This is a genomic window from Sunxiuqinia indica (genome assembly GCF_009847015.1).
In the GTDB taxonomy this organism is placed as follows: domain Bacteria; phylum Bacteroidota; class Bacteroidia; order Bacteroidales; family Prolixibacteraceae; genus Sunxiuqinia; species Sunxiuqinia indica.
In genome coordinates, this window is the sequence record NZ_WVEM01000018.1 from 81,980 (window position 1) to 102,148 (window position 20,169).

The window sequence follows — 20,169 nt, forward strand, 5'->3', positions numbered from 1 at the left end:
TTTTAAAGTCTTGCAAAGTTAGATTAATTACTTAAATTTGTTATACTTCAGAAAAAGAAATTGGTTTTTTATGGCAAAAGTTAAGTATAAATTCAACCCCGAAACCCTCAGTTACGATAAGGTTGAACGCAACTTAAAATCTAAAGTCAACCGCTTTTTATTGTTATTCGCCGCCAGCTTGGTTATGAGTATTATTTTGGTTGTTGTTTTTCTTCAATTTTACGAAACACCTAAAATGCGCAACTTGAAGCAGGAAAACCGAAGACTGCTCACACAATACGAATTTATGTACAAGAATCTGGAAAGCATTGAAGATGTTCTTGCAGATATCCAGCAACGAGATGACAATTTGTATCGTGTTGTTTTTGAAGCTGATCCAATACCAAACTCGATCAGAAAAGCGGGATTTGGTGGAGTAAACAAGTATGCAAAACTCGAAAGCATGGACAATTCGGAACTTGTGATTAACACAGCCCGCAAGCTTGATATGATAGCAAAAGAAGCCTACATTCAATCCAAATCATACGACGAAGTTTTAAAGCTGGCTCTGGACAAAGAAGAAATGCTATCGAGCATTCCGGCTGTGATGCCGGTGGCCAATAAAGATATGAAAAGAACTGCGTCGGGTTGGGGTTTTCGCATTCACCCGATATATAAAATTCGCCGTTTTCATTACGGAATGGACTTTACCGCGCCAATTGGCACCGAAGTTTATGCGACAGGTGACGGAACTGTAAAAGAGGTAAAAAGATCCCATACCGGTTTTGGACAGTGGATTGTGATCGACCATGGATTTGGTTACGAAACCTTGTACGGTCACTTAAATGAGTTCAATGTTAAAAGAGGCCAAAAAGTGAAGCGCGGAAATGTCATTGGTTACGTTGGAAGCAAGGGAACCTCTTCCGGACCACACCTGCATTACGAAGTACACAAAAACGGCAAGGCAGTGAATCCGCAATATTACTACTTCAAAGACCTGACACCACAGGAATACGAAAAGATGATCGCGATTTCGTCGAACATGGGACAATCGTACGACTAACCTATTAAACGTGTGCCATACAAAAAGCCCAAAATAGAAAAAGTCTTTTATCCTATTGGCGAGGTAGCTGAGATGTTTCAGGTCAATAAATCAAAAATTCGCTATTGGGAAAATGAATTTGATATTCTGAAACCTCAAAAAAACAAAAAAGGCAACCGCCTGTTTACCAGAGAAGACATTGAAAACATCAAGCTAATCAACCATTTAACCAACGAACGAGGTTTAACGATTAAAGGTGCTAAGCAAAAATTGAAAGACAATAAAGAAGATACGTTGAATAAGCACGAATTGGTAGACCGGTTACAAACCATTAAGCAAATGCTAATCGACATCAAAGATAAGATGAAATAAGAATTGGCGGGAAGATGATAGTTGATGAAATTTAAAACTTTGAACCCGAAATTGGAAGCTGAGTAAATGAAATTAAGCGAAATTACAACATACCTCGAGTCGATTGCACCACTGGCTTATCAAGAATCATACGACAATGCCGGACTGTTGGTCGGTAATCCCCAAAAAGAAATCAAACAGACGCTACTAACGCTGGATGTTACCGAAGCCATTTTGGACGAGGCCATCGAAACAAAAAGCGATTTGATTATCGCCCATCATCCGCTCATCTTTGGTGGATTGAAAAAAATAACCGGTAAAAATGAGGTTGAGCGATGCGTGATTAAAGCAATTAAAAACGACATCGCCATCTATGCTTCTCATACCAATTTGGACAGCGTACTCGGTGGCGTTAACAGCAAGATATGCGAAAAACTTGGGCTCAAAAATATTCAGATTTTGGCTCCCGTTTCCGGTCAGCTAAAAAAACTAGTCACCTTTATCCCGTTTGACCATGCTGCAAATGTGCAGCAGGCAATCTTTAAGGTAGGTGCGGGACACATAGGAAATTACGATTCCTGCGCTTACTCAATTCCCGGTAAAGGAAGTTTTCGGGGAGAAGAAAAAACCAAACCATTCGTGGGAAAACCCGGGGAAATTCATTATGAAAATGAAATTCGTTTTGAAACAATCTTCCCAACACATATCCAAGGACAAGTGATCCGTGCATTAATTGAGGCTCACCCCTACGAGGAAGTTGCTTACGATATTTATTCGCTGGATAATGAAAACCCGCAAGTTGGCATTGGTATGATTGGCGAACTTACAACACCAATTGAGGAGAAGAAATTTTTGCAACAAACAAAAAAAACATTTGGAACCGGCGCTGTGAAACACAGTCCGTTGATCGGTAAAAAAATTAAAAAAGTTGCCGTTTGCGGGGGCTCAGGTAGCTTTTTAATTCGTCAGGCCATTAACTCCAAAGCAGATGTATTTGTTACCGGAGACCTGAAATATCATCAATTCTTTGAGGCTGATGGTAAAATTGTACTAGCAGACATCGGTCATTTTGAAAGTGAGCAATTCACTAAAGAAGTTTTTTATGAATTACTTACAAAAAAATTCCCTAAATTTGCAGTCCGTTTATCGGAGGTAAATACCAACCCGGTAAATTATCTGGTTTAAAAAGAAAATTAGAGCATTCAAAATATGAATACACAGCATCAAGAAGACAAATCAGTTCCAATTAGCGAGAAGCTAAAAGCACTTTACGAGTTACAAACTGTTGTTTCTGACATTGACAAAATTAAAACCCTTCGTGGTGAGCTTCCTTTGGAGGTTCAAGATTTGGAAGATGACATTGCCGGATTGACAACTCGTGTGGGTAATTACAGCGATGACATCAAAACGCTGGAAACATCAATTGCCAACCGTAAAGCTGCCATCAAGGAATCGGAAGCTTTAATTGCCAAGTATACCGAACAACAAAACAATGTTCGCAACAATCGTGAGTACGACTCATTGAGCAAGGAAATTGAATTCCAAAAACTGGAAATTGAGCTTTCAGATAAGAGAATCAAAGAATTTACGGCCGATTTAGCTACAAAAAAAGAAGCAGTTGATTCTTCTAAAACTCAATTAACAGAGCGTCAGGAAGACCTTGAACGCAAGAAAAGAGAATTGGAAGAAATTACAGCTGAAACGAAAATTGAAGAAGAAAAGCTGAAAAATAAAGCAGAAAAAATTGAAGGCATCATTGAGCCACGTTTACTTACTGCTTTTAAACGTATCCGTAAAAATGCCCGCAACGGACTTTCAGTAGTTACCGTACAGCGCGATGCTTGTGGTGGTTGTTTTGCGAAAATCCCACCTCAACGTCAGATGGATATCGCCAACCGCAAGAAAATTATTGTTTGCGAATACTGCGGACGTATTTTGGTTGACAAAGACATCCTTGAACCAGAACAACTAAGCGAAGAAAGCAAATAAGCCAGCTTATTTCAACGATAATAAAAAAACCTTTAGAAGTCAATCTAAAGGTTTTTTTTATGTCATATTTATTGAGTCTGACTTTAAGTCATCCGCTCAAATTAACTTAAATCCAACCTATCAGGAATTCCATTCCTCTACTTATTCGACCATCAGCCGATCAGAATCTTGTGTGCCAAAAAGAAAAATCCGGTCTTTTCCGAAAAGGTCGGATTTTTTATTTAGCGAAAATATTTTATTGCCTCGTGCGTTTACCAGCTTCCACCTGCCCCGCCGCCGCCGAAGCCACCGCCGCCAAACCCGCCGAAACCACCGCCGCCACTGGAGAAATTACCAAACGAGCCGCCATGACTACGACCAGAGCCCATCATGCCACCCATTAATAACCAAAATGGCAAACTGCTACCACGACTGGTCGCACCGTAATATCGCTTTCGTCCGCGAAGAATTGGAACCACGAAAAAGAAGATCACAAAGAGGAAGATAATAACCCCCAGACCTCCGCCACCTCCACCACTGGCTTTCTCATGGTATTCAGCTGCCGAAAATTCTCCCTTAGCCAATGATTTGATCACCTGTGTTCCTGCATGCAACCCACCATAAACATCGCCTTGTTTAAAGTGCGGAATCATTTCATAATCGACAATGTCGCGATTAGCGACAGCATCCGGAATTGCCCCTTCCAGACCATATCCTACAGCAACAAATACCTGTCCTTTCGAATCGCTGGTTTTGGGTTTGAATAGCACCACTACTCCGTTGCCTTTGTCCTTTTGTCCAACTCCCCACTCTTCACCTAATCGAAAAGCAAATTCTGATGCCGGATAGCCCCCCAGATCAGGAACAGTTACAATCGCGATTTGATTAGAAGTTTCGCGCGCAAATTGCTCCAACTCCATCTCCAATTGTTGCTCCTGTCCATTAGAAAGCACGTCGGCCATATCGTTGACCAACTGAGGAGGATTAGGCCGCTCAGGAATATCCTGCGCGAAAGAACTCAGCGAGATAAAAAGTGCTAGTATTATTGTGATTTTTTTTAACATGCTTCTTTATTTTTTTCCGAATGAAATTTCATCGGACAATTCGTTAACGTCATCTGTTTGGTGAGGGAAATGCGATTTGAGTTGTTCTCCTGCCATTAAAATACCTTCGGCTAAACCAGCGGAAAACAGCCCCTCCTTGAACTTTGAAAGCATATGTGCTTTGATCTTTTCCCAAAAGTCGTCAGGAACTTTGGCATTAAGTCCGGCATCGCCCAAAATGGCAAACTTTTTATCTTTCACTGCCAGATAAAACAAAACACCGTTGCGCAGTTCTGTTTTGTGCATCTCCAGTTTTCCAAACCAATAGGCGGCCCGATCGAGCACATCTTCAGGACACTTTCCCTCTACATGTAAACGAACTTCACCGGAGGTATTTAACTCCGCTTTTTTGATTGCATCGGTGATCTGTTTCTTTTCTTCTTCGGTAAAAAATGATTGTGCTGACATCGGTTCTCCTTTTTTTAACTTTTATTCAAAACTTACCTCTGGAGCCTTTTCGGCACCCTGTTCTGCTTCAAAATAAGCTTTCTTTTCGAAGCCGAACATATTGGCATACATATTTTTGGGGAATGAACGAATGTAGGTATTAAACGAGCGGGCACTCTCATTAAATTTCCGGCGCTCGACTGCAATACGATTTTCCGTTCCTTCCAGCTGAGCCTGTAAATCCAAAAAGTTCTGATTGGCTTTCAGATCGGGGTAGCGCTCAACAACCACCATCAAACGACTTAAGGCCGAGCTTAACCCCGATTGTGCCTGTTGAAACTGCTGCAAACTTTGTTCATTCAGGTTTTCAGGATTCACATTTACTGAGGTTGCTTTCGAGCGGGCTTCAATTACCGATTCCAATGTCTCCCTTTCGTGGGATGCATAACCCTTTACTGTATTCACCAAGTTTGGAATCAGATCAGCACGCCGTTGGTAAACGTTTTCGACCTGAGCCCAGGCAGCATTAACCGACTCATCTTTCGATACCATCGTATTATAAGTCCCTTTAAAGGAAGAGTAAATAATCAAAATAACTACTGCAATAACAGCTAGAACAATCCAAGTCTTCTTCATGTGTTTATATTTTTTATTTTTAGTTTGTACAACTTCTGCATTCCACCGTAGTGCTTTCCTGTCGTGCGACAACGCATGGAACTCCAAGATAATCATCCTCCAATATGAGCAAAATTTTGATCATGGTCTTTTCATTTAGCTATCGATTTAATGTCTCACAAATATGATAAAACCGGTCAAAAATCGCTTTCCATTATCGGGGAATGTTACATTTTTGTCGTTGGGCTTGTTCTTTCAAAAGGTGAACCAAAAACACGTGTTTTGGCTGAAATGAAGAAAACCCGATACCCCCCGGAGCCATAAAAAAGAGAAGCTCAGTTCCGACCAGGCTTAAGTCAATAGATAACAGCGCGATACAGAAACAAAAATGCAAATGACCGAAATTTTGAATCACAAAATTCTGTTCTATGCCGACCAATCAGATTGTGCCATTTTGGCATCGAGGTCTATCGAGAACAATTATCGCCTTAAGACTGAAGCGACTGATATTTCTTCAAAGTAAAAGAGAATTTACTACCTTTATCAACAACCGACTGAACTTGAATATTCCCACCATTTATCTCAACAAACTCTTTACATAGAATCAACCCTAAGCCGGATCCTTTTTCGTTGTTTGTGCCATAGGTTGATAAAAGATCGTTCCCATCAAATATTCGGGGAATATCGTCTTTTTTAATCCCAACCCCCGTATCGGTAATGCTCACTTCATAAAACTCATCGTCCTTCGGTTGAACTCTCACCCAGATTTTGCCCTCTTTGGGGGTAAATTTCAAAGCGTTTGACAGCAAATTTCGAATAATAAGATCAACCATATTTTGATCAGCAAAAACAAAAACACCATCTGATACTTCAGAATTCAGATCGATCGATTTTTGCTCGGCAATACGGGTATTTAGTATGATGTTATTTTTTACTATCAGGTTAAGCTTGAGCTTTTCGGGCTTAAATTGAATACTGTCCTTCTGTGTTTTAGCCCAAAGCAACAAGTTATCAAGCAAAAAATAGGTGCCCTCAGCTTCATCCCTTAACTCCTCCAGTATTTGTGTTCGAAGTTCTTCAGTAAACATGTCAGGGAATTCAGCGAGCTGGCTAATCATGTCTTTAAACGCACCAATTGGGTTTCTTAAATCATGACCGATTATTGATAGAAATCTGTCTTTTGTCTGGTTTACCCGTATGAGTTCTTCATGCTGACTGAGTATCTGATCATTCTTCTGTTGCAACAACAAATTTGCCTTTTTCCTTGATCCGTTATAGACTAACGACAAAGCAATAACAATGACCAACAGGGCAATCGCAACTATTAACGTACGAGCCTGAGACTTTTGCTTAATTAACTGCAAGTCCTTTATCTCGTTGTTTTTCTGAAGAAGTTCAATTTCATTTTCTTTATCTGCAATATCCAACTCAGCCCGATGCAATGCTAGCTGATGGGCCTGATTTTCTTTGCTCAATGAATCACTTATCGCAACATAGCTTTTATAATTCTTAAGTGATTCTGCATAAAGGTTCATCCGTTCCAAAATCTGAGCCTGCAACAAATAAGCTTTTAAACTAAGCTCTCTTAATCCTACTTGCACTGACTTTTCGATACAGTATTCAGCATGCGTTCTGGCCTTCCGCAAGTTGCCTTCTTTCATGTCGACATAACCAAGAATGAGCTTTGCATTGATGACTCCTTCTTCCATTTCTGCACTTTGAAATACTTTCAATGATTCATTGGCATATCGTCTGGCCGAATCTAGTTTTTCGATTTTTGAGTAGGTTTCGGCATACCCAACCTTTCCAACAGCAAGATAAAACTCACTAATTTCATTGGTTTTTGCCAACTCAAATATCTGGTTGTAATATTTGAAAGCCATTTTATACTGGCTTTTATCTTTATAAATTTCTGCAATATTATTGAGCACCACTACTTTCCCCAAAATATCTCCGCTCAACTCGTGTTTGCGAAGGGTTTTTCGGTAATATTCCAACGCTAAATCATACTCTTTCCAGGCATGATAGTTTACCGCAATGTTGTTCAATATTCTTGCTGCAATGGATACATTGTCGGTCGATTCAAAATACAGCAGCGCTTCAATCATATTTTTAAGGCCACCAGCCCGATCTCCTTTATTCGTTAAAATTGAACCGATATTAAACTTTGCCCTTGCTTTCCATCCCGGCAAGTCGGCTTCTGTTGCAACCTGCAAGCTTTGCTTGAACAAGCTTAATGCTTCTTCATAATCTCCCGTATTCATGTGGTAGGCCGCTAAGGAGCTCAAGCCAATACTAATGTATTTCTGATTATTTAACGTCCTGGCAAGTTCCAATCCCGGAGTTAAATGCTTTCTCCCTTTTTGAAACTCCCCTGTAAAAATATATCCGGTTCCAATTAACAAATTAGCGTAACAAGACTGATCATTCTGAATAGAATCACCCAAGATGACTAGTGAACGCTCGCCGTATTCTATTGACTTGACCGGAACGATATACATGTACTCTTCAGCAAGAGTAAGATATACGTCCACCAACTCAGCTCCTTCAAATTGGGGAACCAGAGCCTCTAAACTATCGATTTTTGATTTTTCTGACTGAGCATTATGCAAAAGGCCAGTGAGAAGAATAACAAGCAACAATATATGTCTCAATGTAAAGGCTTTTGTTTGATAAGTAAAATTAGCCTTATTTATGAGTTTGTCAAAATTATTTATTAAACATTAAACGATACGGACGGGCAATCTCATCCTCCAGTTCGGCAAGGCCAAAACTACGGCTTTTGCGAAGGTATTCACGCCCTCCGAATACAAGCTGAATCGCTGGCACTGCGAATATCCTATTTTGTGCCGATAGTTCAGGAGCCGTGTTTAAGTTGATATAAAACAATTTGATCTTCGGGAAATTGGCACTCAACAATTCTTCAATTTTAGGTTTCAGAACTTTACAAACCTGACATTCATCGGTAGAGAAATAAAATAACAGCGCCTGTTCTTTTCGAATCAGCTCGTTATATTCTTCGAGTGTCTTTACAGGTGTATACATTTAGTAGGCTCTAATACTCAACAACACCAAGGTACAAGCTTCCTGAACTTCAATGCCATTGTCTGCCAATTGAGCAGCAAGTTCATCATTCTCAGTTCCCGGATTAAAAATCACACGCCGGGGTTTTAAGTCGATCAAGTAATCATAATATCCGGACTGATGACGAGACCCAACATAGAGTGTTACTGTATCGAGGTCATCATACAATAACTTGCCAGTATCAAACTCAACATCATCAACCCGGCCAGCTCTCGGAGCAATGGCAACTACCGGATGCTGATGCTTTCTCAAAGCCTTGATCGCTTTGTTGGAATATCTTTCAGGCTTCTCACTCGCACCAATTACCAATGTCTTTTTTTTCATCATGTCTTTTTCAACAGTAAAACAACCGCATGAGCAGAGATTCCTTCTTCACGCCCTTCAAAGCCTAATTTTTCAGTGGTGGTAGCTTTTATTGAAATTGATTCGGCATCGGATTGAAGCACCTCAGTAAGCGCTTTTTCCATTGCCGGAATATGATTCATCAACTTGGGTTTTTGAGCAGCAATTGTAATATCGGCATTACCTAACACATAACCTTTTGATTCAATCAGATCCTTTACTTTAGCCAACAGCTTTTTACTATCAATATTTTTGTAGTCAGCTGAATTATCCGGAAAGTGAAACCCAATGTCGCGAAGTTTTACAGCACCCAACATGGCATCGCAAAGCGCATGAATCAACACATCGCCATCTGAATGAGCAACGGTTCCTTTATCGTGCTTAATTTGAACACCACCTAGCCAAAGGCTTTCTCCATCCGCCATTTGGTGCACATCGTAGCCATAACCGATACGAAAAGGGTTCATCGTCGTTGATTACTAAACGATTCGAAATCAAACGAAAGTGTAAATCTCAGGGTATTTGCCAACGGATGATTTTGCTCCGTAGGCATGAGGTACGAAAAGTCCAATGCAAATACATTCAACTTTAGTCCTGCTCCGGCAGAAAAATATTTTCTGTTACCCTTATTCTCGTGCTCATAAAAATATCCGGCACGTAAGGCAAATTGCTTGTTGTACCAGTATTCGGCACCAAAGGAAAGGTTAACTTCCTGAAGTTCTTCTGAAAATCCGCCCGGGGCATCGCTAAATGAACTAAATATACCCGCAATAGGAGACTTATCTTCACCATAACGATCGCCGAAAATACCGACAGTATCCAACGCTGGCGTTGGAACAAGTAGTTTATTAATGTCAAAATAAAAACCAATGGTATTATACCTATCCATTTCGGTTTTATAACCAACCCCTAATCTTAAGTTTGTAGGAATAAAATCTTTCTGTTCACCATCAGTATACGATATCTTACTACCAATATTAGTGATTGCAACACCTGCTGAAATAGTTGATTCTTTGCGATTCACCCTCATTTCATTTTGGTAATAAAAAGAGATATCAGCAGCATATGAATTTCCCGGTGTAATTCCTTCCTGTCCGGGAGCCAAATCAGAATGAATGTACCGCAACGCAACAGATCCTGAAAAGTAGTCGGATAACAAACGGGTATAGGCTACATCAAATGCAAATTCGTTCGGACTTTGTGTTCCCTGAAATGTACCTTCATTGCTCATAAAAGAAATATCACCCAACGAAAAATAACGAAGAGAGGCACTAAACGATTGCAAGTCATCTAACTTTTTATGACCAACCAAGTAAGCCACATTAATATCATCAACCAGATTTCGTAACCAAGGAGTGTATGATAAGGCAACACCCATTTCACTTTCGATGAAAGCATATTTTGCGGCATTCCAGTGCTGAGAGTTCATATCAGGTGTTGTAGCAACACCAACATCTCCCATAGCACCAGCACGCGAGTCGGGAGCAATTTGAAGAAATGGCACCCCCGTTAAAATTGTATTAGCACCTGTTGTCGAATTTGTTTGAGCAAAAGTTTTGTTTGTCAATAAACCTAGTCCAATTAAGGTTATAAGAACCACGAATCGTCTTTCCATTATTTCTGTTTCAAAAAATTGAGTTGCAAATATATATCATTGCAGCAGAGTTACCAAGCTGCAAGCACAAGATTGAAAACGTAAAGAATTCTTAAAAAGTATGTATTTGTCAATACTAATATCTGGAAATAATAATTTTACCTGATTTACTGGCAGAATATCCATCGTTGGCGATAATCGTTACGCGATATAAATAAGCGCCATTTCTGATTAATAACTGGTTGTTGTTGATTTGCCATTTCATGGGTAAGCTTTTGGCACCACTTGACGCCAATTGCTGCTCCAACACTTCGACGAGACTCCCCGAGAAATTAAAAACCTCCAACTTGGCATCGAAGGATTCGTCTGGTCGGTTATGTGTAAAAACAATATTAGTAAATTCGGTAGCCGGATTCGGATAGGCTTCCACTTCTACAATTTCAAGCTTCTCGTCCACCACAAATTGAATTTCAACCTCTGTTGAATTATTGAGTACATCCCAAACTTTAAGTTTCAAGGTGTGCTCTCCAACTGACAAGCCATTAAGAGGATAGATGATCTGTCCTTTTTTATAACTATCCTTTTCGCTTAAATAATAATCATTCAGCACCCGGATATTTGAATAATCATTGTCCAAAATAGCCGTAATATCATGACCAATGCCCACTCCAATCGTATTAATTCCGTTTTCATCTTCCACATCAGCTATTAGAATTGAGTTTTTGCCAACCTCGTCTCCTGATTGAAAATTTTCATCATTTAAATACAAATTGACATTCGGTCCCTGGCTGTCATTGATTGTGTTATTTGAAGCACCTCCAATATAAAAATTCTCCAAAACGCCCTGAGCATCGACCTCTCCATTATTGGCATAATAAGAAATCTTCCCTTCGTCCACTGCATACGAGATATCTTTGGGAACAATGAAAGTAAATTCAAATTTTCCACCGGACACTGTAGTTATCCCTTTATAAATAATGCGATCCTGAACCTTAAAATTGAATGGGTTCTCTCCTCCATTACCAAATGTTTCAACATCATATTCTTTGTCGTAAACGTCAATAACTAAATCACCTTCAAAATCGGCGAGCAATGCACCGGTCTGATCGGCCACCTGACCTGTTATTGTTACTATAGACAATGAACCAATCGTATCTGTCATCTGATCAACCTGAACACCATTAATTGTTTTCGTTTGAACCTGATATTTCGGGAACGCCAAACTCAGCGCAGGATCAGCAAGCAGTGTGAAATTTCGTTTATTAATTCCGGTATTAATTCCATTTTTTGAAAGTCGTAACACATCTCCCATCCGGAGTTTTTCCCCATTTTCATCCTGACTAAACACATGTTCATAGAATTCCTTATTTATAACAAAATTAGGACCTGAGTAAACTACCCGAGTGGTACTAAACAATCCGATACCTCCTCCATTGGGATTAAAAAGGATATGCTCACCTCCCGAATTTTCTTCATCATCGAATCGACTAATTTCGCATGTAGCAGTCACAAAAATTGGCAGCCTATTGTAATTCGACCACTTATCGATGTCTGTTGTTCCAAGAACTTTTTCATCAGCCATCGAACTTTCACTAGCATGTCCGGTATAATTTAAAATCAAAGCTCCTTCTTTTACCCGATTGTTGATTGCTTCGGTAACCCCGGGATAACGATCGCCAGCAGTTGTAGACTTTTCCTCGAAAGCATCAAAATATATTTTGTCGGTATAAAATGCCGGATTCTTTTCATTAACAATATCAGCCAATTGATTGGCCTGCCTCATGTGTGTGCTGTTATCTTCATCGTCTCCAATTAAACAAACTACATTTCGCCACTCCCCTAAAGCAGCAGTGTTTGCATAACTTTTTATTTTTGAAACCACAATCTGGGCTTCGGTAGCTGTTTTAACAGGAAGTCGCCCAATTCCCAAATCAATTTTTCCACTATATTCACCTTCGCCATCATCCAGCAGTACAAAGAAATCGTCTGTTACAAATGACGAAGTTGGCACTAACGAGTTCGGCGATTGGTAAGTTAGAATGAAATTATTTGCTTCACCACTTACATTTTTATTATCAAAACTTCCGTCGCCAAATAACAAAACATACTTTAACGATGATCCGGGCTTATCATACAGCATTTTCAGAAAATTCCGGATTCCCGCAACATCAGGCGCTCCACCTGAAAATTCGTTGTATATTTTGGAGGGCGTTACGATTTGAGTTGATAACTGATCCGTTGCTTGATGAAACTCTGCCAACTCAGTGGCTTCATTCAAAAAGTCAGGATGTGAAACAATAATCATATCCATCCCGGAAAGTTGGTGTAAGTCCTGATTGTCAACCGCTGTAACATATTCAGGTTCGGGCAGGTTTCCATTGGTTTTAAACGCTACAAACTCATGCAAAGATTCAGTTTCAATTTTAAAAGATGTTTGATTTCCACTAATCGAAAAAGGCATCGATACAGGATTCGTATAGTCAGTGACGTCCCAAATTTTAAGGTTGGCGCCGGAAGCCGACAGATTAAACTGAGTCACCCGATTTTCGCCAACACTTTCAATATCCCTAAACAATAATTGATCATCAACGTCAAGCGTACGTTTATAATTTATAGTAATGTAATCCAACCATGCATTGGTGTTGCTACTAGCTGCCACATACTTCAAATCCACTTTCAGCGAATTTGTCGGATTGCTAAGCTCGTATTCATTACTTTCCAGGTCCGCATGAAGAACTATCGGATCAGTCGTATTAACCGGTGAAAAGTTTAGTGCATCAACCGAAGAATTATTCATCTTCACCTCCATCTTGGAGCTACTGCCCGAACGACCGGCCGCCTCAATATCTATCTTTGCAGATTCTCCATCAACAATATTTTCCAATTTCAGGGTAACTGATTTGGTTTGACCATTAATGAACTTTTCTCCAAACCATCGCCTTCCTGATTTAATCAGGTTATGCTCTTCCGACTCATGAAACACATGCTCATCAGAATAATTAACCTGATTTGTAGCCACAGCACTCACAACTTGTGCTTCCTCAACGTTCTTTTCACTTCCTTGGTCGCTCAAGAAGTAATACGCATAGTCTGAATAGTCATTTAACTCTTGAAAAAACTGACCTTTTACTTCGTCTAAATTCCAACGAACGGTGCCTGTTGAGTAAAAGAAAATACAGTCATTTCCGCTTCCGTCTTTACCATGATAAATGGCATTCTGTTGTAAATCGTCATAGTAGAAGTCATCGTTCATTTTCGGCAACATATATCCACCATTGCCATATAAATGCACACTGCCGGGATTCGAGAAACCCCAACTTTGAAGTTGAGAATAGGTGATTTTATGAATTCCCGCTTCCGAGGTTCTGAGTTTTACCCACTGGCCCGATGCCAAAACAGAAGAATTTCTCCAGTCTTCCTGACTTAAAAAAACAGATTTCTTTTCATTCACCGAACGAACTTTAATACTGAAAGAATCCAATCGTTTTGCAACACCTTCTTTATCAACCACGATTGGGACAAAATCGAGTATTGCCTGGAAGCCAGATTTTGACTCAACATATTCAATGGAAATATCCAGCTGATCATTTGTTGAAAGCTCATCGATATCGCTCGCGCCTTGAAATACTGAAAAAACTAAATCAGTAATTTCAACACGTTCGTTCGCATCATTCAACTCAATAACCTCCTGATAACGGGGAACACCATTGTCATCCAAAATAGCATTAGCAATCTGTCCAAAAGGAGCATTGGTATTGCTATGTGCAGAGTCAACCCACGATATATCACGACTCTGTTTTTGACCAAAAACAGCGGCTGACAACGAAAAAACCAGAATAAAAAGTAAACAATTTTTCATTAAAATAAACTCTCAGATTACAATGACAAACGCTTCAATTCTTACAATATTGCAACTAAAGGATAGCGATTTCCCGACTTCATGCAACAATACTTCTTTTTGACAGAAAGCAAAAATACAAAGACTAATGGATTATTTGATATTAAAAAGTTGTTCTGTCCAAACAATAAGAATAGAACAATTTAGTTATATTTGTGCATATTAAAACAAACTGAAAACACTGATGATGAAATTTAAAGCCATATTATTTTTAGGTTTGGCTGTCTTGGTGGCAAGCTGCGGAATGTTGGGCAAAGGTGGAAAAGGAGGCAATAAAGCTTCCAGTAAAACGGGATGGGAATACAACAATCCAGACAATGGAGGTTTCCAAGCTGACGGGGACTTTAACCAAGTAACCGGACCTGGCTTAACATTTATAGAGGGCGGTACTTTTACCATGGGACGAGTTGAACAAGATGTCATGTACGACTGGAACAACATGCCTCGCAGGGTAACAGTTGCTTCATTTTACATGGATGAAACCGAAGTTTCCAACCTTGATTACCGCGAGTATATTTTTTGGTTAAATCGTGTTTATCCTGAAAATAAGGAAAAAATTGAGCAAGCACTGCCCGACACACTCGTTTGGCGAAAAGAGTTGGCTTATAACGAACCCTACATTCAAAACTATTTCAGGCATCCTGCCTACAGCGATTATCCTGTTGTTGGTGTTAGCTGGGAACAAGCAGAAGCTTATTGTAAGTGGAGAACCGATCGTGTAAACGAAAAAATACTGGTCGACCGTGGCGTATTGCAACATGACAATACACAAGGAGGACAGAATGTTTTCACTTCGAACACATATCTGGCCGGACTTTATCAAGGTACTGAAGGCGAAGACCCAATTGAAGATGCAGCTGGAAATCCAAGAAGATTGAAATGGGAAGATGGAGCTTTACTGCCAAGCTATCGGTTACCCACCGAAGCAGAATGGGAATACGCTGCTTATGGCCTCATTGGAAATACAGAAGGTGAACTACTCACCGAACGTAAATTATACCCGTGGAACGGAAGCTACCTAAGAGACGATTCGAAAAAAGATCGTGGCCAAATGATGGCTAACTTTGTTCGCGGACGTGGTGACATGATGGGTATGGCTGGTGCATTAAATGACAATGCAGATATCACGGCACCTGTCAATTCATACAATCCAAACGATTTCGGCCTATATTGTATGGCTGGCAATGTCAATGAATGGGTTGCCGATGTTTATCGTCCGTTAAACCAACAAGATGTTGAAGAATTCCAGCCATTTCGAGGTACGGTGTATACCGAATACAAAAGAGATGGTGATGGAAACTTAATTCGAAATGAATTCGGTGAGCTCATCGCAGATACAATAGCAGACTACCGAAATTACGAAGACGGCGACTATCGGTCTCAAATTATTGAAGGCCTGGACTGGGAAGCTATGAAAGATCAATTGTCAACTGAAGATATGTATATAAAAGGAGAAGAATCAGGAGAATTTACTTCGCTTATCTCTGACAATGTGCGTGTTTATAAAGGTGGATCATGGAAAGATCGCCCTTATTGGTTGATTCCTGGAACAAGAAGATATTTGGAGCAAGATAAAGCGACCAACGATCTTGGGTTCCGCTGTGCAATGACACGAGTTGGAAGTCCGAAAGGATTCTAAAAAGATATTTATTTTCACACCTAAACCTCATTTGTAAAAATGGGGTTTTATTTTTTCCCAGAATATGAAGATCGAACAACTTTATGAGCTATTTTTAAAGCATCCGGCAGTTTCAACTGATAGTCGGAATATTGAAAATGACTGTCTCTTTTTTGCACTAAAAGGCCCGCACTTCGACGGGAACAAATACGCTGCTGACGCGCTCAGCAAAGGAGCGGCTTTTTCGGTCGTGGATGATAACAAGCTACCTGAAAATCCAAATTTCATTCTGGTGAAAGATGTTCTGAAAACGCTTCAAGAATTAGCATCCTATCATCGTAAATTGCTCGGAATTCCAATTTTGGGAATCACAGGCAGCAATGGCAAAACAACAACAAAAGAACTGATCGTTGCAATCCTTCAGAAAAAATACAATGTAAGTTCCACCAAAGGGAATTTAAACAACCACATCGGAGTACCACTGACGCTATTAACGATGAATAACAACACCGACATTGGTGTTGTGGAGATGGGAGCTAATCACCCGGGAGAAATCGCAGAGCTTTGTCAAATTGCAGATCCTGATTTCGGTTTAATTACCAATATTGGTAAAGCTCACTTAGAAGGCTTTGGATCGTTTGAAGGTGTCATCAAAACGAAATCGGAACTATACAAGCACCTAAAACAGAAATCAGGCTCAGCTTTCATACATATTGACAATGAAATACTGCAAAATCAAGCCAAGGGAATTGAACTGTTGACTTACGGACGATCAGACCAGGCTCAGCTGCGCGGAGAACTGCAGGAGTCTGCCTATTACCTTACCATAAAAGCACTCTTCCCCAAAGGCTGGCTCTATCTAAAATCGAAACTAATTGGTGCCTACAACTTTGAAAATATATTGGCTGCAGCTCGTGTTGGCTTACATTTCAAAGTCGACCCAATAGCCATACAAGATGCCGTTGCAAACTATTCTCCGACAAACAACCGATCGCAATTGGTTGTAAAAGGCAAAAATAAGATTATCATGGATGCTTATAATGCGAATCCAACAAGTATGGCTGCATCCTTATCAAACTTTGACGCAATCAATAAAAAAGGGAAAATGGTGATTTTAGGGGATATGTTGGAACTTGGAGATCAAACTGATTTTGAGCACCAAAAGATTGTGGACATTTTAGGTACGATGGATTTGGACCAAATATTTTTGGTAGGAAAAGAGTTTGGAAAAATTTCGACTGATCCAAAAACAAAGAAATTTGAAACTGTCGAGCTTCTTTCTGACTACCTCTGTCAACAAAAGGCAACAGAAATTAATTTGACCTTAATTAAAGGATCTCGCGGAATTAAGCTCGAACGAATCCTCGAAATACTCTAATATCGTTCCCTGAATACAGTCAATTAGGCTCTCTGATTACAAAAGCCGTTAGTTGTTGTGTTGGAAATAGCAGCACGAAAATCTAATATTCTATTATTCCTCACAACTTTTAATGTGATAGCGAATCAAAAAATGAACCTTTTGTTGGATTCATCTTTCTAAGGCACAACGATTAAGCGAAAAACGATACATCTCTCACTCCTCTTTGTTCAGAACTAATCGCTTTTATTTTGGCATTGAACGATTCGGCAAAAGCATTTCTACTTCTATTCTTTAAAAGCAATTTTCAAATTGCCAAACCCTTCAAAGTAATCACCAGCCTGCCACCGACAAGCCGAATCTTCCTAAAAGAACCCTAACTCCAGCCGGGCTTCTTCACTCATCATCGATTTTTCCCATGGCGGATCAAATGTTAACTCCACGTGGGCATCATCTACTCCTTCGGCTGTTATTGCTGCTTGCCGGGTATCTTCTACCAGCATATCGGCAACCGGGCAACCGGGGGCAGTAAGGGTCATAATTACACTAGCCTTATTATTTTCATCAACATCGATGTTATAAATCAGGCCTAAATCGTATATGTTTACCGGAATCTCCGGATCATAAACTTCCTTTAAATTTTCTATAATTAAATCAATTCTTGGGTCCATGGCTTCTCCTCCTAACTAGAAATCTTGTTATAAGCAACAGCATATAACTTAATTTGTTTGATCATTGCGACCAGTCCGTTTGATCGTGTTGGTGATAAATGTTGTTTCAAACCAATATCATCTACAAAATGGAGTTCGTTATTTATTAACTCTTCTGGAGTACGTCCCGAAACAACACGCAGCAAAAGGGCAACTAAGCCTTTAACAATCACGGCATCACTCTCTCCTTGAAAATAAATTTTCCCATCTTTAAATTCAGGAGCCAACCACACACGCGACTGACATCCTTTTATCAGATGTTGATCATTTTTTAATTTGGGGTCCAGCTCTTTCAAGTCATTTCCCAATTCAATCAGGTAGCCGTATTTGTCCATCCAGTCCTCGTAAATCGAGAATTCTTCTACAATTTCTTGTTGTATATTTTCTATCGTCATGAATCTTTCTTTTTAAAAGACGTAAAGGTCGTAATTTTTTTACGAATCACACAAGATTCACTTTCACCTCGAGCAAAGAATTATACTTAATTTAAAAAGCAGTTTTGAGTTTCGTTGAATGATTCTAAATTCCACCCGGAATCAGCTTATCCACTGGTAATTGCTTATCTTCACATTCCCAAAAATCAACAATAGTAATTATTTAAATAAAAAAATCATGACTTCAATAGTTGGAACACAAACAGAAAAGAACCTGCTAAAAGCATTTGCCGGTGAATCTCAAGCAAAAAACCGCTATGAATTTTTTGCCAAACAAGCACGCAAAGAAGGACTGCATCAGATTGCATCAATCTTTGAAGAAACAGCCATCAACGAGCAGGCGCACGCCAAACGTTTCTTTCGCTTTTTAGAAGGTGGCGTAGTTGAAATTACAGCCAGCTACCCAGCCGGAGTAATTGGAACCACCATGGAAAACCTGACGGCTGCTGCAGACGGTGAAAACGAAGAATGGACTGACCTTTATCCTGAGTTTGCCCGAGTTGCCGAAGAGGAAGGTTTTAAACTCATCGCCGTGGTTTTTAGAACCATTGCCAAAATTGAAAAACACCACGAAGAACGCTACCGCAAATTATGCAAAAATCTGGAAGAAGGAAAAGTGTTTGAGCGCGAAGGTAAAGTAACCTGGAAATGTCGTGTTTGCGGTTTTCTTCACGAATCAAGCAAACCACCGGTTAAATGTCCATCTTGCGAACACGCTCAGGAATATTTTGAAATTGAAGCTACAAACTACTAGGCTTTGAGTCTGGATTGCACCTAGCCGATTAATATAGGCTGTTCAAAACATAAGTCAAAAAGTCATTCCGAACTTGTTTCGGAATCTGTCTCTAGAGGATTTTTCCTTTAATCTACACAGATCCTGAAACAAGTTCGATGACGGACAGAAACGTTTTGAACAGCCTACTTCTTTTTAATGAATGTGAATTTCATGAACCTGTCCGGAACCTCTTGGGTAGCGAATGCTTTCTGTCAAATCCTGAACTAATTTCGGAGGTGCAGCAGTCATTCGTGAAACAACCATCGCAACCACAAAATTCAGTATCATTCCCAAGGTTCCAATTCCTTCAGGAGCAATGCCAAACCAGTAGCCCTCGGGCGTGCCCGGCCCTCCCAGTTGCGGCTTGAAATAAATGATGTAAATTGCTGTAAATACAATTCCTACAATCATCCCACTTATTGCGCCCTGTCTGTTCATTCGTTTATCGAAAATCCCCAAAATAATCGCTGGAAAAAACGAAGAAGCAGCCAAGCCAAATGCAAGCGCAACTACCTGTGCAACAAACCCAGGCGGATTCAAGCCGGCAAGTCCGGCCGCAACAACTGCCACAGCAATGCTAATCCGTGCAGCCCAAAGTTCATTTCGTTCCGAAATTTCAGGCATTAAGTAATTTTTAAGCAGGTCATGCGAAATCGAAGTGGAAATTACGAGCAACAATCCGGCAGCAGTTGACAAAGCTGCAGCCAAACCGCCAGCTACCACCAGGGCAATTACCCAACCGGGGAGGTTGGCAATTTCGGGGTTAGCCAACACAACAATATCCCGATCAATAATTAGTCAATCCTTAAAAACAAAATAAATCACTGGTTATCAACAGGTAGTGTGAATAAAATCCGTGATTTCAAGGTGTTAAATTGCAAGGTTATTAGTAAATTAGGGAAAAAGCTTGCA

The 20,169-nt window shown here is 40.0% G+C and carries 20 protein-coding genes; 7 read left to right on the top strand and 13 right to left on the bottom strand.

Going from position 1 to position 20,169, the window contains the following annotated elements; genetic code table 11:
* Positions 1–70: 70 nt before the first annotated feature.
* From GR929_RS19975 to GR929_RS19990, 4 genes are all read left to right on the top strand, one after another.
* Entirely contained in the window at positions 71–1,042 is a 972-nt protein-coding gene (locus GR929_RS19975; protein ID WP_159523216.1) for a M23 family metallopeptidase, read from the top strand.
* 12 nt (positions 1,043–1,054) lie between these two features.
* Complete coding sequence (locus tag GR929_RS19980) at positions 1,055–1,393, top strand: MerR family transcriptional regulator (RefSeq protein ID WP_159523218.1); 339 nt, start codon at positions 1,055–1,057, stop codon at positions 1,391–1,393.
* A 66-nt stretch (positions 1,394–1,459) separates the two neighbouring features.
* Complete coding sequence (locus GR929_RS19985) at positions 1,460–2,557, top strand: Nif3-like dinuclear metal center hexameric protein (RefSeq protein WP_159523230.1); 1,098 nt, start codon at positions 1,460–1,462, stop codon at positions 2,555–2,557.
* 24 nt (positions 2,558–2,581) lie between these two features.
* On the top strand, positions 2,582–3,361 hold the full coding sequence (locus GR929_RS19990; RefSeq protein WP_159523232.1) for a zinc ribbon domain-containing protein: 780 nt from the start codon (positions 2,582–2,584) through the stop codon (positions 3,359–3,361).
* Between the two features lie 251 nt (positions 3,362–3,612).
* Here GR929_RS19990 and GR929_RS19995 read toward each other — a convergent pair whose 3' ends face one another.
* From GR929_RS19995 to porU, 9 genes are all read right to left on the bottom strand, one after another.
* The gene (locus GR929_RS19995; RefSeq protein ID WP_159523234.1) at positions 3,613–4,404 is read right to left on the bottom strand and encodes a TPM domain-containing protein; all 792 of its coding nucleotides are present in this window, start codon (positions 4,402–4,404) and stop codon (positions 3,613–3,615) included.
* 6 nt (positions 4,405–4,410) lie between these two features.
* Positions 4,411–4,851, bottom strand: coding sequence for a TPM domain-containing protein (locus GR929_RS20000; RefSeq protein ID WP_159523236.1), 441 nt, complete (start codon positions 4,849–4,851; stop codon positions 4,411–4,413).
* A gap of 21 nt (positions 4,852–4,872) precedes the next feature.
* Positions 4,873–5,466: a LemA family protein gene (locus GR929_RS20005; RefSeq protein WP_159523238.1), complete on the bottom strand. Its 594-nt coding sequence runs from the start codon at positions 5,464–5,466 to the stop codon at positions 4,873–4,875.
* Positions 5,467–5,933: 467 nt separating this feature from the next.
* The gene (locus GR929_RS20010) at positions 5,934–8,099 is read right to left on the bottom strand and encodes an ATP-binding protein (RefSeq protein WP_159523240.1); all 2,166 of its coding nucleotides are present in this window, start codon (positions 8,097–8,099) and stop codon (positions 5,934–5,936) included.
* A gap of 55 nt (positions 8,100–8,154) precedes the next feature.
* Positions 8,155–8,490, bottom strand: a complete 336-nt coding sequence (locus GR929_RS20015) for a thioredoxin family protein (protein WP_159523242.1) — start codon at positions 8,488–8,490, stop codon at positions 8,155–8,157.
* Positions 8,491–8,856: a CoA-binding protein gene (locus GR929_RS20020; protein ID WP_235934522.1), complete on the bottom strand. Its 366-nt coding sequence runs from the start codon at positions 8,854–8,856 to the stop codon at positions 8,491–8,493.
* Positions 8,853–9,338 (bottom strand): 2-C-methyl-D-erythritol 2,4-cyclodiphosphate synthase, encoded by a 486-nt coding sequence (gene ispF / locus GR929_RS20025; protein ID WP_159523244.1) that lies wholly within the window; start codon positions 9,336–9,338, stop codon positions 8,853–8,855. Before ispF ends, GR929_RS20020 begins: the two co-directional genes overlap by 4 nt.
* Positions 9,335–10,486 (bottom strand): type IX secretion system outer membrane channel protein PorV, encoded by a 1,152-nt coding sequence (porV, locus tag GR929_RS20030; RefSeq protein WP_159523246.1) that lies wholly within the window; start codon positions 10,484–10,486, stop codon positions 9,335–9,337. The genes ispF and porV overlap by 4 nt, the downstream gene beginning before the upstream one ends.
* Positions 10,487–10,601: 115 nt before the next feature.
* Complete coding sequence (porU, locus tag GR929_RS20035) at positions 10,602–14,324, bottom strand: type IX secretion system sortase PorU (protein ID WP_159523248.1); 3,723 nt, start codon at positions 14,322–14,324, stop codon at positions 10,602–10,604.
* A 223-nt stretch (positions 14,325–14,547) separates the two neighbouring features.
* Here porU and GR929_RS20040 point away from each other — a divergent pair, with 223 nt between their 5' ends.
* Both GR929_RS20040 and GR929_RS20045 read left to right on the top strand, forming a co-directional pair.
* On the top strand, positions 14,548–16,002 hold the full coding sequence (locus tag GR929_RS20040; protein WP_317162838.1) for an SUMF1/EgtB/PvdO family nonheme iron enzyme: 1,455 nt from the start codon (positions 14,548–14,550) through the stop codon (positions 16,000–16,002).
* 64 nt (positions 16,003–16,066) lie between these two features.
* Positions 16,067–17,359 carry a UDP-N-acetylmuramoyl-tripeptide--D-alanyl-D-alanine ligase gene (locus GR929_RS20045; protein ID WP_159523250.1) on the top strand — a complete coding sequence of 431 codons (1,293 nt, stop codon included), beginning with the start codon at positions 16,067–16,069 and terminating at the stop codon, positions 17,357–17,359.
* A 172-nt stretch (positions 17,360–17,531) separates the two neighbouring features.
* Here GR929_RS20045 and GR929_RS22215 read toward each other — a convergent pair whose 3' ends face one another.
* From GR929_RS22215 to GR929_RS20060, 3 genes are all read right to left on the bottom strand, one after another.
* A complete protein-coding gene (locus tag GR929_RS22215) occupies positions 17,532–17,642 on the bottom strand; it encodes a transposase (RefSeq protein ID WP_201301070.1) in 111 nt (36 codons plus the stop codon).
* Positions 17,643–17,703: 61 nt separating this feature from the next.
* Positions 17,704–18,009, bottom strand: coding sequence for an iron-sulfur cluster assembly protein (locus GR929_RS20055; protein ID WP_159523255.1), 306 nt, complete (start codon positions 18,007–18,009; stop codon positions 17,704–17,706).
* Positions 18,010–18,020: 11 nt separating this feature from the next.
* Positions 18,021–18,443, bottom strand: coding sequence for a SufE family protein (locus GR929_RS20060; RefSeq protein WP_159523257.1), 423 nt, complete (start codon positions 18,441–18,443; stop codon positions 18,021–18,023).
* Positions 18,444–18,660: 217 nt separating this feature from the next.
* Here GR929_RS20060 and rbr point away from each other — a divergent pair, with 217 nt between their 5' ends.
* Complete coding sequence (gene rbr / locus GR929_RS20065; protein WP_201301071.1) at positions 18,661–19,236, top strand: rubrerythrin; 576 nt, start codon at positions 18,661–18,663, stop codon at positions 19,234–19,236.
* A 174-nt stretch (positions 19,237–19,410) separates the two neighbouring features.
* On the opposite strand, the gene GR929_RS20070 is transcribed toward rbr, so the two are convergent.
* Entirely contained in the window at positions 19,411–20,031 is a 621-nt protein-coding gene (locus tag GR929_RS20070; protein WP_235934525.1) for a sodium:solute symporter family transporter, read from the bottom strand.
* Positions 20,032–20,169 lie beyond the last annotated feature (138 nt).